Below are 14,010 nucleotides of genomic sequence, written 5' to 3'. Positions count from 1 at the left end.
GGTCTATAGTTTCGTGGGGCGTTTACGGAAGTTGAGCCTTAGTTCTTCGAGGCCAGCAATACTATTAAGGTCTTCTGCAAGCTGATTAATAGATGCCCTGTCTTTCAGACGAATCAAATACGTGAATTCCTGTAAATTGTCACGTGACTGTTCTTCAATAACGGGAATCCCTTCCTCGGTATAATTTTGCACACGTTTATCGGTCAGAAACCGGATTTGCTCTAGTTCATAGTCCCTGCAATGGCCTTTCAATTGACGTTCAATGGAGTCTTGTTGCTCATCCTGTTTAGGCACCTTCAGGCGAATCTCTCCGATTAACTCATTGTTATTACTCATCGGCGAAAACCTAAGGATTATTGCCCCAAGGCAGAAAACGATGGCCCCGGTAAGAGCAACCCCAAAGCCGAGTACGCCCGTGGCAATTCCAGTGCCAAGCGACGCGAACATGAAGGTAATGTTTCTTGGGTCGTCCAGTACCGTTCGAAAACGAATTATAGATAAGGCTCCGATAATCCCTAAACCACGAGCGAGGCTGTCGCCAATTGCTTGCATAACGGTTGCCGCCACAATCCCGATAAGGATAAGCGACTGCAAGAAATGTGCTCTTCGATAAATGCTTTGCGTCGTTAGATCATAAGTAATAGCAATCAGCGACGAGAGGAAAAACGCGAAGAGTGTGGTAAGCAGAACCACATAGAACGAAGGTGTTTCGGGGTTATAGTTTAACCACTCAATATCAAACATAGAGGCCCTTAAAGGTCAAGAAAGTTGGTGAAGGTAGGCTTAGGACAACAGAATCAGGTAAAACCCTTCGGACAACGATGTAAAAAAGCCTTTTGGTCACACCTTAAACCTTCTGGACAATACAAGGCAGGACCGCGTTACTACGAATGGCAATACTCCATGACAAAAGAGAGGGTCCGGACTATGTCCGAACCCTCCTAGAAAAACACCTAAAACCCATATTCATATCATGAAAAACCTAAATCTTTGATCCATTGAGAAAATCGCTGTGCAGCGTCTTCTATCCTTAGGACACTCATTTGACGCCTGCCCCCCTAAAAAGTAACATTATCACCACGTTATCAATCAGTTAAGATTTGCGAAAATTCGCTAAATCTTATTCGGACAGATAAAAATTCTGCGATTAAGCCCATTTTACTAGTTTTGCACACTTAAAAGTGTCCAAAAATTGATAATAATTTTTCTCAACTATTTTCCATAACCGCACTTTTACACTGAAAAATGGTCGCTAAAGCCCAGAAAAGCCTCTGGAAGTCAGCCTGGAAGCTATTGCTCGAAGGGCAAAACAGCCCGAAATTGCCTTACGGCACTCCAGTAGTATCAACCGTTTCTGCGACGGGAATCCCTTATTCCAGAGTGATGGTGTTGCGAGGTGCCAGCAAGGTAGAGGGAGAACTTCTTTGCTACACCGATCGGCGATCGTTGAAAGTTTCTCACTTAAAGCAAGGGGGAGGATTTATGGCCTGGACCTTTTGGTCTCCAACACAGCAATTACAATTCAGTTGTTCGGGACCAACCACTGAATTACCCGAAAGAGTGTGTCGGAAAACTTTCCTGGATCTTCCAAAGCACTCGCGTAAAGCATACGCCGCACTTTCGCGACCAGGCACCCGACTGACTGAACCAAGTGACGGCTTACCTGACGATTGGACCGATCGTCCGATGAATCAGACAGACTATGCCGAAGTAAATTTCCTGGTGCTTAAGACAAAAATTACCCGGGCAGAGATATTGCAACTCAACAGGGAGGGAAACCGCCGGTTACTAGTCGAACGTAACGTCCAAGAAAACTGGGATTTCCAATGGTTGGTCCCCTGACCCACCAGCTTTCTTGCTTTTGGTATTCCTTGTAGTCAAGTCTACTAAAATTACTTAATCGGGCGATTGTTGTGGCTACAAGTTGCGGACGATTTACCTTCGCCCCGTGGTATTCAGCTCCATCCCCTTTTTGCTGTATTTTTTACCTGTATTTCTACTGGTATTAACCCTGGTTCCAAAGACCTGGAAGAGTTTGGTCATCCTTATTTTCTCCCTACTCTTTTATGCCTGGGGGGCACCACGTTTCATTTTTGTTCTGGTCGCTTCCACCATTGCAGACTTTTTCATCGTCAGGCAACTTCACCGGGCAAAAGATGAACGACGTCGTAAAGCATTGTTACTCACCTCCCTGGGCCTCAACCTGGGTTTATTAGCCTACTTCAAGTACGCTAATTTTTTCATCGACAACCTCAACGCTACCCTGAGCCTTTGGGGCGTCTCTTCACTTTCCTGGACCGAAGTAGCCCTGCCCATAGGCATCAGTTTTTATACTTTTCAGACGCTCACCTACTCCATAGACGTTTACCGGCGGGCGCACGCACCACTTGAAAAAGTAAGCGATTACTTGCTTTACATTATGTCGTTCCCGCAAATGATTGCTGGTCCCATTGTTCGGTACCAGGAAGTTGCTGACCAGATTAGTGAAAGGACGTCGCGAACAGAAGACAAACTTTTGGGCTTTTACCGTTTCACCCTTGGTCTGGGTAAGAAGGTGTTCATAGCCAACGTCCTGGGCAAGCAGGCAGACATCATATTCGGTACCGACCCCACTCTACTCGATCTTCCTACCGCCTGGCTTGGTGCAATTGCATATGCTGGTCAGATTTACTTCGACTTCGCCGGATATTCCGATATGGCGATTGGGCTGGGTCGCATGATGGGTTTCCGGTTTCCGGAGAACTTCGAGAGTCCATACATCTCTACCTCCATCACTGAGTTCTGGCGCAGGTGGCACATTACCTTAGGAAGATGGATGCGTGACTACCTTTACATCCCTCTGGGTGGAAGCCGGGTAAGTGCAAAATGGCGCTTGTATTTCAACCTGTGGGTAGTCTTCCTACTTTCAGGTCTGTGGCATGGCGCTTCCTGGAACTTCGTCATTTGGGGGGCTTTTCATGGTTGCTTCCTTATCCTTGACCGCTTATTCCTTACCAGATTCCTAACCGCCGTTGGGCGATGGCCTGCAGTGATCATCACTTGCTTTATCGTGATCATTGGCTGGGTGTTCTTTCGCCTGGAAACCTTCTCGGAAGCAGCCAGCTATTTAGGCGTCATGTTCAACGGCAGTATCCAAAGTTGGCCCGGGGCCACGGGTAAGTTTTGGGCAACGCTTGGGTTTAGTTTGTTGGCGTCCTGGGGAGTATTAACCACCTGGGGAAAAAGTGTAGAGGTGTATTTATACCCCACAAAGCTCAATTCCCTTACGGAAGCCTCCTTTCGTCTTGTCCTAAGCCTCCTGGTTTTTGCCCTTTCCTGTGCAGTTATCACCAGCCAGGGATTCAATCCATTTATCTACTTCCGGTTCTGAGCCCGCCGAAGACGCTTTTTTCTGATGCGTTCCTCCAGGTAAAACCGGGCTTCATTGTGCAGTGCAGCCTCTAGCGTCCGGTTCGTCCTTATTGCCTTTTGGCTAACCTGCTCTAACCACTTCGGTGTATTCCGAATTTGCTCCATGGTTTCCTGGATATCCTCCTCCGCTACCGAAATGCTTTTTTCTTGAGAAGAGCCAGTGATAAAGGCTGCAACAGCAGCTTCCAAAAAACCATTAGACAGCCGGTGATAGTGGCTCTCCGTTTCAAAAAGGATGATTTGTTTATACCCAAGTAAGTCTTCAGGTAAGTGAACATCACTAATGGAACCGTCATCCCGGCCATTCCACATGACCCGGTTAAAGTAGTACCAAAACTCTCCGTTCCCCAGGAATTTCTTGCTGAATTGCTGATGGAGGTATAAGGACCAATAAAAGCTATCACCGATAACCAATGTCTTCAACTGTTCCTTTTCCGGATGCTCAACGTGCCAGGTAGGGTAAGCAAGCGGGAAACCCGCTGGTTGCTGCAAGATGTTGAGCCCTCTGAAAATATCGGCCTCACTACCTCTTTGTTCAACGCTCACCTCAATTGAATCGAGCACCAGATCAGGCAGGTCTATCTGGTGCCTTTCCTCCAGGTAATTCAACAAGGAGTCCATTACAAGGTATTGCCCGTATTTCGTCCAGTGAATACCGGCCTTGGGAAATAAAGGATACTGTACCGTGTCTTTCATTTCCTTGAACCAGGCATTGAAATTAAGGTAGGGAACCTGATGGTTTTCCAGGATCCGAAGTAACTCGTCCTCGTTCGTTCGAGCTGGTGGTGGCCCATCCCAGGCTGCTGGATAATACTCAGGAAAGTAAGTTCCTTTCCCCGCGGCCATCACGACCAAAAGGTCCACACCATACTTAGCCAGAGAGTCTCTCACCAGCGCGAGTTTCGTCCCCATGTCCTCGAAATGCCTGCTACCCTGATAGTTTCTGCCAGTAGCCGTATTCAGGTAAGTGTCCTCGTACAGATAGCCCTCTTTTCCAATTACTACATCACGTGCGGTTGCAATATTGAAAAGGGAATACTCCTTCTGATTATTGAGCCGGACCAATGTGTTTCTACCGCCAAATTGTTCGTTTAGCCTCCTGGCAGCATCTTCCTGGAAGGCACCACTGAACCATCGGGATAAGGACCATTCAGGGTCACCCGCAGGCTTATGGTTAGCTAACGGAGTGCCAACCCGGTTGAAGAACAACAAGGGAAGCAACAACAGCAGCAGAAGAACGCCAAGGAGGATTCGCATGGCGCAAAGTTCGGAAAAAATCAGGCACGCTTACGTTTTGCCCCCCGACCAATGAGACCAAGATCCAACAATACAGCAATAACTATGCCGATGGTGGGAATCGTTGACCAGTCTCCACCGTAGTAGTATTGTACCAGTCCGTACCACAGTAAGGTGATTGGCATGAATAGAAATCCAAGGATGGGCAGCAAGACGCCGTCGAATCCATCCCGGAACCATCCGGTAAAAAAGTAAAGGACTGCAATAATGAGACGGGGGAAGAAAAATCCGAGTAGTAACAGCAAGAGTGGCATCAGAAGACATTTGAGTGTTTAGGAAAATTCAGTTTTCTTTATTAACCGCAAAACCGATCTAAACGTTTGCTGCGTAGATATTTTGCCAAACCAATTTTTAGCAAAAGAACATTTACCTTAACCACTAATTCCAGTTCAAAATGATTAACTAAAAAAGAATTCACAGAATCTTTTGTTATCCGGTAAATGTAATTACCTTACGGATGTAATAATTGTCTTAGCATTTATCGCTTTTTGAGATTTTTCCCTAATTGAGATTAGTAAATGCCCTACTGAGGGTCAGACAACAGAAACCATCTTTCCAACACTTTCCTGTTATTAAGTAACCAACCGTCGGTAACCCCGGTACTGGTCTGTACTTGATTTTACCACCGAAGGAGGCGCCGCTTTCGGAATGGAATTTTCATGCCCACAGCCACGTATCCGGATCAGACCGATATTATCCATATCACCACACATAAATCAAACTGATTCATGAAATTTACTCATTTACTCGTTGCCCTTTGTGGCTTCTTTATCCTGTCCGCATGTACCGAGGACAGCGCGCTTACCGAAACTACTGCTCCCGTTGCTGAGTTCTCCAAGTTCATCCATGATGAGGGAGAAGATGGCCACACGAATGTTCCTGACCTTGGTCTTGAAGCCCCCATTAAAGCCCATGTTGAAGGGCATTCAATGAACTTCAGCGACGTCGAAAAAGTTACCGAAACCCGCCCAGACGGCAGCGTCGAAACACTCTACCGTATCGGAGGAGATGTTGACGTGACCCGCGAGCAACTCGACGAGTTGCGGGAAATGGATCGCACCCTGGCAAAACAATACCGAACCAATAACCTTGTCTCCAACAACCAAACGATCACCGTAATTGGTTATACTGGCGGCAACTTCGCACTGACCACGAAAATGCGTACCGGCCTAAGCTGGGCCATCGCAAATTACAACGCCTTGAACATTGGGCTCACCTTCTCCCTCAGCTTTCAGGCCAGTACTAATGCAGATATTGTGGTTTACCGCCAGTACCAAAATAGTGGTGCAGGCGGCGTTGCCGGCTTCCCAAGTGGTGGCAACCCATATAAATGGGTGCAGATCTACGCTGGGATGAACAACTACGATAACAATGTGAATGAGCACGTAGTTGGTCATGAAATCGGCCACTGTCTCGGACTCCGCCATACCGACTGGTTCAGCCGCCAGTCTTGTGGTCAGTCCGGAGAAAGCGCCGGTTCTGACGGTGCGGTACATATCCCCGGAACACCTACCGGCTACGATGCCAATTCCCTGATGCTCGCTTGTTTTAGCAGCAGTGAGGACGGAGAATTCGGTTTCTACGACCGCGTTGCGCTTGAGTTCCTCTACTAAACAGGGTTAACTACATGGTCTGATCTCACGAATAGGCCTGGCTCGTCTCCATTAGTTTGGGGGCGGGCCTTTTTAGTGAGTTTTTGAGTTGGAGAATTGGTGAGATGCTGCCGCATGTACCGTTAGCTGCCCTTCGGGCTGCTCACCATGGCGAACCAGCGCAGCGCAGTGAATAGTTACAGCGGTAGCAACTCACTAACTCAGTCATTCTCCAACTCACTAGGGGGCGGGGCCGCAGGTGCAAAGAAAGTTTGATTAAAAAGCAAAGTAGGCTAAGGTAAGCGCTTAGATTCAAGTATAAATTTGATAATAGCTTGCTCATTTCCATTGAATTGACGACTTTTGGCACCGCTCAGAGACCTTCGGGATGGTTTGCATTAGGTAATCAGTAGTGTGTATGAAGCTTGCTGAATTATGCTTCCACTCCTCCAGGGGTTGTATTCTCCACGAAACTCCGGGCTCCGCCGTCTTACTAAGACGGCTGGGTTTGACGCAAACCTTTACCTCCCGGCCAACGGCCGGAAGCGAAGACAACCTTGCGCCCAACACTTCCACTGCACCCGCGTCCGCGCCACCTTGCCTTGCTGCACCTCAAAATGTATCACTGCCAGGAAAATATCGCGCGGTTCCGAAAGTCCGAAAGAGAAAGCCGAAAGGTGCCACTATTTTGAGTCCCAGGACGGCCCTGCAGAATGGAAGATTGCTAACAAAAAACAAGGCTGTTAACCCCACTCCCAACCGGCTATCGGGAAACCGAAGGCGATATCGCCAGACTTCCCGTCCTCTTAATTTGTCGATTAATGATCATGACGCAAACCAATACGGAAATGAAACTCAAACGCATATTTATTCAGAATCAGTTACCTGAAATACTGGCACCCTTGAAGCGGCTCAGCCATAACATCTGGTGGTCCTGGAGTGCTGATGCACAAGAACTGTTCTCCTCCATTGATCCCAAGCGCTTTATCGAGTTGAATTACAATCCGGTGGCCCTGCTGGAAACGCTTGACCCCGACCGTATACAGGAATTGGCAAAAGACAAAGCCTTCCTTAAACAGCTGAAAGCCGTTGAAAAATCCTTTGATGCTTACCTCGCTGAGCCAAAGAAAAAAGGTCCCAAACTGGCTTATTTCAGTATGGAATATGGCCTGCACATCAGCCTCAAACTCTACAGTGGTGGCCTCGGCGTCCTCGCCGGGGACTACCTCAAAGAAGCCTCCGACAGTAACGTCGACCTCTTTGGTGTAGGCCTGCTTTACCGCTATGGTTATTTCAACCAGGGGCTGAGCATGAACGGCGATCAGATCCACCTGTATCCTGCGCAGAAGTTTACCCAGCTGCCGGTTGAGCCCGTCCGCAATGCTGACGGAACCTGGATGAAGGTCTCCGTCCCAATTCACGGCCGCATCGTCCAGGCAAAGATCTGGCGTCTGCCCATCGGCCGCATCAGCCTCTTCCTGCTCGACACCGACCATGAAGACAATAGCCAGGACGACCGTGCACTGACGCACATGCTTTACGGTGGAGACAACGAGCACCGCCTGAAGCAGGAAATCCTCCTCGGCATCGGCGGTGTCCGCGCCATCGAAGCCATGGGCCTCGAACCTGAGGTGTATCACCTCAACGAAGGCCACGCCGGTTTCCTCAGCATCGAACGCCTGAAGAACCACGTTGCCGATGGGATGAGCTTCCCCGAAGCGGTGGAAGCCGTACGCGCCAGCAGCCTGTATACTACGCACACGCCGGTACCTGCCGGCCACGACCACTTCCCAGAGCACATGCTCCGGAACTACCTGTACAACTACGCCGCTGAACTCGGCATTAGCTGGGAAGCGTTTGTCGCGCTCGGCCGGCAGAACCCGAACGACGCGGGAGAGGACTTCAATATGTCCAAACTTTCCATCGCCCTGAGCCAACGCGTCAACGGTGTATCCAAACTCCACGGCGAAGTAAGCCGGGAGATGTTCACCACCCTGTACCCCGGCTACACCGCCGAGGAAATACACATTGGTTACGTTACCAACTCTGTCCACTACCCCACTTGGATAGCTAAGGACATCCACGACCTGTACAGCACCAAGTTCGGTAAGGACTGGGTACGCGACCAGAGCAATAAAGACATCTGGCGGAAGATTCACGAGATTGACAACAAGAAACTATTTGACGTTCGGCATAAGCTGAAAGTTCGTTTATTGGACTACGTCCGCACGAAGCTGGAGATCGATATGCGCCGCCGGGGCGAGAGCCCCCGGGCGATCATCGACATTGTCTCCAACATCAACAATGACGCGCTGGTCTTCGGGTTTGCTCGTCGCTTCGCTACCTACAAACGTGCAACCCTGCTGTTTAAAAACGAAGAGCGCCTCCGCGAGCTGGTGAACCAGACCGACAAGCCGGTCATCTTCCTATTTGCGGGTAAGGCACACCCCGCCGATCAGGGCGGACAGGACCTCATCCGTCACATCATCCACGTTAGTAAGAAGCCAGAATTTGCCGGTAAGGTGATTTTCCTGGAAGATTACAATATGGAGATGGCCAAGCTCCTCACGCAGGGCGTTGACGTTTGGCTCAACACCCCTACCCGACCGCTCGAAGCTTCCGGCACCTCCGGCATGAAAGCTGCGTTAAATGGTTCCATTAACTTCTCCGTCCTCGACGGGTGGTGGGCCGAAGGCTACCGCCCCGATGCCGGTTGGGCCCTGCCGCTGGAGCGTACCTACGAAGACCAGCACCTCCAGAATGAGCTCGATGCCGAGATCATTTACAGCATCCTTGAAGATGAGATCATCCCGACGTTCTACCGTCGTGATAAATCCGGCATCAGCAAGGATTGGATGGGCTACGTGAAGCAAATCATTGCTGAAGTAGCACCTACCTTTACGATGAAGCGGATGATGGACGATTACTACGAGCGCTTCTACTTCCCACTGGGTAAGAGCCAGCAGGTTGCCAGCAAATCCAACTGGAAGGCAGCGAAGGAATTCGCCACTTGGAAGCAGAGCGTTATCGCCAATTGGCAGGGCATTGAGGTTATCGAAAGCGAAAGCTTTGATACCGTGAACAAAGCATTCCCACTGGGCGAGGCCTTTACGGCCAAAGTTGTCCTGGACACCAATAGCATTGACGCCAAGAACCTCCTGCTGGAAGTATGCTTTTACGAGCGCCTGAGCGAGGAGAAGATTCGCCTTCGCCGAACCGAGGCCTTTGCCCTCAAAAAGCAAAGTGATGGTAAAGCTACCTTCGAAATCAGCCTGGATCCACGCCTGGCTGGTGTCTACGAATATGGTTTCCGCCTGCGGCCAAACCATAAGATGATGCCGCATGCGCAGGATCTGAACCTGGTGTTCTGGGTGTAGGGTAGTTTTTAAGATTCAGTTTTCAGGATTCAGGGTTTAGAATTCAGGATCCAGGGTTCAGTTCTTGAGACTCAGAATAAAGCCCGCTGGTACCGCTAGGTATCGGCGGGCTTTTTTATCTAGCTCAAGGTGCTCAGAGAGGGCAGCGCACCACACCTCAACCCAAAGTTGCTGGCTTAAGCCCCACCCCCAAATCAGCCAATTTCCCCTTATTAATCAAATCACCACTCTTAATGAAGCGGGTCCCGATCACGTAAGCCTTAGCATTATTCACCGCGTCTACCGCCAGCAGGGTGTCCCCCTTAAAGTACCAGGCGGAAAATTTGTGGCCTTCGCCTATCTCATGACGAACGACAACTTCATCGTAGCCTTCAGACAAACCCACCATCTGCAACTTAACGTCGTACTGATCAGACCAAAACCAGGGGATGGCATCGTAAACAACTACCTCTCCACAAATGGCTTTAGCAGCCACCTTGGCCTGATCCACAGCGTTCTGTACTGATTCCAGCCGGACCCAACGATCGTAATGCGGGTTATGGTGGAACGTACAATCTCCGATGGCGTAGATATCGTCTGTGCTTGTTTTCATCGTGGCATCTATTTGAATGCCGTTATGGACCTTCAGTCCGGCGGCTTCCGCCAGCTCCGTATTCACCCGGATGCCTACGCCTACCACGATGAGATCTGCCGGATACTCGGAGCCATCAGCGCAACGAACCAGGTTAGTACTGCCTTCAGACTCAATAGCTGAAACGTTCTTTCTAATGGCGATGGTCACGCCGTTGTCCTTGTGCAGGCAGGTAAAGAAGTCGGACATCACCGGCGCAGTTACCCGGGCCAGTACCCGATCTTCACGTTCCAGGACGGTGACATTAGCGCCCAGCTTTTTCATGGATGCCGCAGTTTCCAGGCCGATATAGCCGCCACCGATAATGACGACATTTTTTCCACCTGCTGGCGTAATTGCTTCACGGATGTTCTCCACGTCGGCAGCAGTACGCAGCGGGAAGCAATTGTTCGCCGCATCCAGTCCGGGAATAGGGGGAATTAAGGGCCGGGCTCCGGTAGCAAGTACCAGCTTATCGTAGGATTGAACGCTGTCGTCATTTAAAGTAATTACTTTCTGGTCCGGGTCGATCTTACTCACCTTTACCCCGAGGCGAAGTGTAATTTGCTGTTGAACGTAGCTGTCCGCCGACTTAAGTCGGTGGCTGTCTAAACCGTCGTCGCTGGCCAGATAAGCTTTGGAAAGCGGTGGTCGGTGATACGGTAGTTCGGGATCTGCGTCAAAAAGGAGGATATCTCCCGCCCAACCCGCGATACGCAGGTTGAAGGCCAGGTTGACGCCGGCGTGGCTGGCGCCTATAATTACGCAGGTTTGAGCGTCGTTGGCTTGTTCTGACATAGGTAAGTTTTCGAGGGCTTTAGCTAATGGATGTAGGGTGATAAGAATTCAGTCGCTGTGTCTCCCAATGCGCCTCTCCCTCGGTCCCTCTCCCCCGGAGAGGGATGACCCAAGCATTAAAGTTTTTAGGTAAAATGGAGCTAGTTGCAGAGGACTACCCCGGTACCGTGAGCGTTACTCCATCAACAGCGTCAGAAACTTCGATCTGACAGCATAACCGGCTGAACTTGATGACGTTGTCGTCCAGTTCCAGCATATCGGCTTCAATTTCACTGGCCGCGCCCGTTTTGTTAAAGTCTGCGGGAGCAACGTGTACGTGGCAAGTGGCGCAGGAGCACACGCCGCCGCAGTCTCCGTCGATACCGCTTACGTTATACTGTTTGGCCAATTCCATGACGGAACCGGAAGTGCCTTCGGCGATGATGGATTCGCCGGTGGCGGTTATGAAGGTAATTTTTGGCATGGTTGGATGGTAATTTTATGATTTATTGGGAGATCTTTTGGTGCGAGTAGATGTGGATCCTCTTGGCTGGGCTACAGCCGAATTCGTCGGACGAACGGCTGGAGGCCCTCACCGCTAAGAAAAGACAGCCACCAATTTATGGAAGCCCACCTTTCGCTTAAAGTGTCCCAACTCCTCGATATTGTCTTCGCTTTCCAGGATTTCAATGCTGGAAACTTTCTCCGTCAAGGTCCTGATCAGGGTTTTCAGGATCTGGCGTGCGTGGGTAGCTCCCAGGCAGTTGTGGTGGCTAAAACCGAAGCCAACGTGTGGATTCATCTTTCGGTCCAGTATCACCTCATTAGGCCGCTCAAAAACAGCAGCATCTCTGTTGGCGGAAGCCCAACATAAGGACACCCTGGTATCTGCCTTTACCGCGTGCTCGCACACAACAGTATCCTCCGTCACTACCCGGCCCATGTGGGTAAGTGGGGAGAAGTACCTGATAAGTTCTTCTACGGTCTTATCGATAATCTCGGGCTCCCTACGCAGCCGGATCAGTGATTCGGGATGATCGGAGAAGTAAGCGATGGTATTAGTGAGGGCGTTGATAACAGTATCCCGGCCACCGGCAAAGGTCAGAATCATTACACCTTTGACTTCTTCCTTGGTTAGCTTTCGTCCGTTGATCTCGGAGGCCAGCAGTACAGAATACATGTCTTCGCCGGGATTGGCGATGGCTTTGTCGATCTCTTTGTCGATGTAATCGTAAAGGATGGCCGCCTTGTTGCCGTCGAGGGCTTCGCCCTCGCTGCGGAAGACGTGGGTGCCCCAGTCAATCCAGGTTTTAGAGATTTCCAACGGGACGTTCAACAGTAAAGTCAGTGCCCGGGACTGGAGCCGCAGGGAGAATTCATTGATTACTTCAATCTTGTCGGCCGATAGTGCCAGCGCAACGACTTCTTCGACGAGTACAGAAAGTTTGGCTTGGTAATCAGGAGCGTTGGGCCGGCGAAACCAGTCTTCCACCAATGTGCGGTAGTCCCTGTGCATCGGTGGGTCCACCTCAAAAGGGATTTGCCGGACATCACGAATGGCGACCTCGGATGGCACCACGATCCGCCCCGGCTTAGCTTCGGAGGTAAAGGTCTGGTACTTGTGAGCGGATTTACGAACGTCCTTCAGGCGCAGCAACATGGTTACCGGGTCGTTCTGGTCGTCCATTTCGCCGTAGCCTTTATCCTCGCGGGCGGATTTGAAGGGATCTGGGAGTTTGCTTACTTTCATTTGAGGTGTGGTATTGGGCAGCAAAGATGGGACTTCCTGGGACTGGTGTGGTTTTCTTGTTTTCGCCGATTTATACAGTATTTTATCAAAAAAGATAGCCCGCAAGTGAAAATTGATGCAGATTAGGAGACACTCGCCACCTTAAGGTCCCTTGACTCGCTCCAGGGCTACTCCTTCCCAAACTTCTCCACAAACCACCCCAAAATCACCTCAAATCGCTCCCCATCCAGCGCATGCGCACCCTTAAACCGCACCTGGGTTAGATGATCGGCAGCATTAGCAGCAGCAAAAGCTGGCTCAACAGCTTCACACACCGCCGGAGCATCCATCGCGTAGATATCCTCGTCTGCAGAAAGAACCAGCAGGTGCCTGGGAGCAATCAGCCGAAGCAAGTCTTCAATGTCGTATCGAGCAGTGAATCCCGGAATAGTCTCCGCCATTTCGATACCGGTCTGGGTACTGAATTTTTCCCGGTAGCTACATACTGCACCGCTGGAACAGCTGAACTTAATGCGCTCATCGAAAGGGCTATGAAAAATCACCGTATTACCACCATAGGAATGTCCGAGGATGCCCAATCGGTCTGGCCCCGCTGGATTCAGCTCAGATAGCAAGCTCAAGGCAATTGAAGAATCTTCGATCACCTTCTTCATCAAAGTGGTTCCATTCAGCAGTCGGTAGCACATTTCGTTGAAGTGTTGCATGATGTCATCATCAGGGTCCGGGGCGGGTTCAAGCCCCTGCCCTTTCATATTGGTCCGCCGGTCTTCGAAACAGATCGAATCCGGTGCCAGGGTCATGATGCCCCGCTCGGCCAATGCCGGGCAGAAGAATTGATGCGGATCTCCGGCGAGGCCGGCAACTTCGCTTTTCCCGATCACCCTATCCCCGTCGTGCTGATGATGTACGAGCACCGCACCCACCACCTCCTTTTTGGGAAGAAATAAAAAAGCGCGGACTTCATCCCCCTCGCTTCCTGCGTAACGGATCAATTTTCTGGTGTACCGCTTCTCTTCGTGGACCTCAACGACTTCGAAGGGAACCTGCTCCCGATGAATATGAATGTCAAGAAAACGCTGTATTTCCGGCTGGGCCATAATATGGTTTGGATTGGTTACTACGATAATGTGGTCAAGATACCCGAAGGTTGCGGCCAAACCAAAGTCCGTATCTTGCTGCCCCAAACAGACCAATAGA

Annotated in this window: 11 protein-coding genes; 4 read left to right on the top strand and 7 right to left on the bottom strand. The window is 50.3% G+C overall.

Annotated elements, in window-relative coordinates; genetic code table 11:
- Positions 1-3: 3 nt before the first annotated feature.
- On the bottom strand, positions 4-744 hold the full coding sequence (locus tag B036_RS31595; RefSeq protein WP_020567276.1) for a DUF4956 domain-containing protein: 741 nt from the start codon (positions 742-744) through the stop codon (positions 4-6).
- A gap of 501 nt (positions 745-1,245) precedes the next feature.
- On the opposite strand from B036_RS31595, the gene B036_RS0103365 reads away from it, so the two are divergent.
- Together B036_RS0103365 and B036_RS0103360 are read left to right on the top strand one after the other, a co-directional pair.
- Positions 1,246-1,842: a hypothetical protein gene (locus tag B036_RS0103365; protein ID WP_020567275.1), complete on the top strand. Its 597-nt coding sequence runs from the start codon at positions 1,246-1,248 to the stop codon at positions 1,840-1,842.
- A 106-nt stretch (positions 1,843-1,948) separates the two neighbouring features.
- The gene (locus B036_RS0103360) at positions 1,949-3,370 is read left to right on the top strand and encodes an MBOAT family O-acyltransferase (RefSeq protein ID WP_026231644.1); all 1,422 of its coding nucleotides are present in this window, start codon (positions 1,949-1,951) and stop codon (positions 3,368-3,370) included.
- Here the strand turns inward: B036_RS0103360 and B036_RS0103355 are convergent.
- Entirely contained in the window at positions 3,355-4,668 is a 1,314-nt protein-coding gene (locus B036_RS0103355; RefSeq protein ID WP_020567273.1) for an alginate O-acetyltransferase AlgX-related protein, read from the bottom strand. The two genes, B036_RS0103360 and B036_RS0103355, sit on opposite strands and share 16 nt — an antisense overlap.
- Positions 4,669-4,688: 20 nt before the next feature.
- Complete coding sequence (locus B036_RS27890; RefSeq protein WP_020567272.1) at positions 4,689-4,961, bottom strand: hypothetical protein; 273 nt, start codon at positions 4,959-4,961, stop codon at positions 4,689-4,691.
- A 474-nt stretch (positions 4,962-5,435) separates the two neighbouring features.
- On the opposite strand from B036_RS27890, the gene B036_RS0103345 reads away from it, so the two are divergent.
- Both B036_RS0103345 and glgP read left to right on the top strand, forming a co-directional pair.
- Entirely contained in the window at positions 5,436-6,320 is an 885-nt protein-coding gene (locus tag B036_RS0103345; protein ID WP_020567271.1) for a M57 family metalloprotease, read from the top strand.
- 827 nt (positions 6,321-7,147) lie between these two features.
- Positions 7,148-9,676, top strand: coding sequence for an alpha-glucan family phosphorylase (glgP, locus tag B036_RS0103340; protein WP_245557438.1), 2,529 nt, complete (start codon positions 7,148-7,150; stop codon positions 9,674-9,676).
- A gap of 157 nt (positions 9,677-9,833) precedes the next feature.
- Here the strand turns inward: glgP and B036_RS0103335 are convergent, their stop codons facing one another.
- From B036_RS0103335 to B036_RS0103320, 4 genes are all read right to left on the bottom strand, one after another.
- Positions 9,834-11,084: an NAD(P)/FAD-dependent oxidoreductase gene (locus B036_RS0103335; protein ID WP_020567269.1), complete on the bottom strand. Its 1,251-nt coding sequence runs from the start codon at positions 11,082-11,084 to the stop codon at positions 9,834-9,836.
- Positions 11,085-11,238: 154 nt separating this feature from the next.
- A complete protein-coding gene (locus tag B036_RS0103330; RefSeq protein WP_020567268.1) occupies positions 11,239-11,547 on the bottom strand; it encodes a 2Fe-2S iron-sulfur cluster-binding protein in 309 nt (102 codons plus the stop codon).
- A gap of 114 nt (positions 11,548-11,661) precedes the next feature.
- Positions 11,662-12,813, bottom strand: coding sequence for a cytochrome P450 (locus B036_RS0103325; protein ID WP_020567267.1), 1,152 nt, complete (start codon positions 12,811-12,813; stop codon positions 11,662-11,664).
- A 167-nt stretch (positions 12,814-12,980) separates the two neighbouring features.
- Positions 12,981-13,970: a dienelactone hydrolase family protein gene (locus B036_RS0103320; RefSeq protein ID WP_157472018.1), complete on the bottom strand. Its 990-nt coding sequence runs from the start codon at positions 13,968-13,970 to the stop codon at positions 12,981-12,983.
- Positions 13,971-14,010: the final 40 nt, after the last annotated feature.

The organism is Neolewinella persica DSM 23188 (assembly GCF_000373105.1).
Classification (GTDB): Bacteria; Bacteroidota; Bacteroidia; order Chitinophagales; family Saprospiraceae; genus Neolewinella; species Neolewinella persica.
Note: the sequence above shows the minus strand (reverse complement) of the source record. Positions and strands in the feature narration are given on the sequence as shown.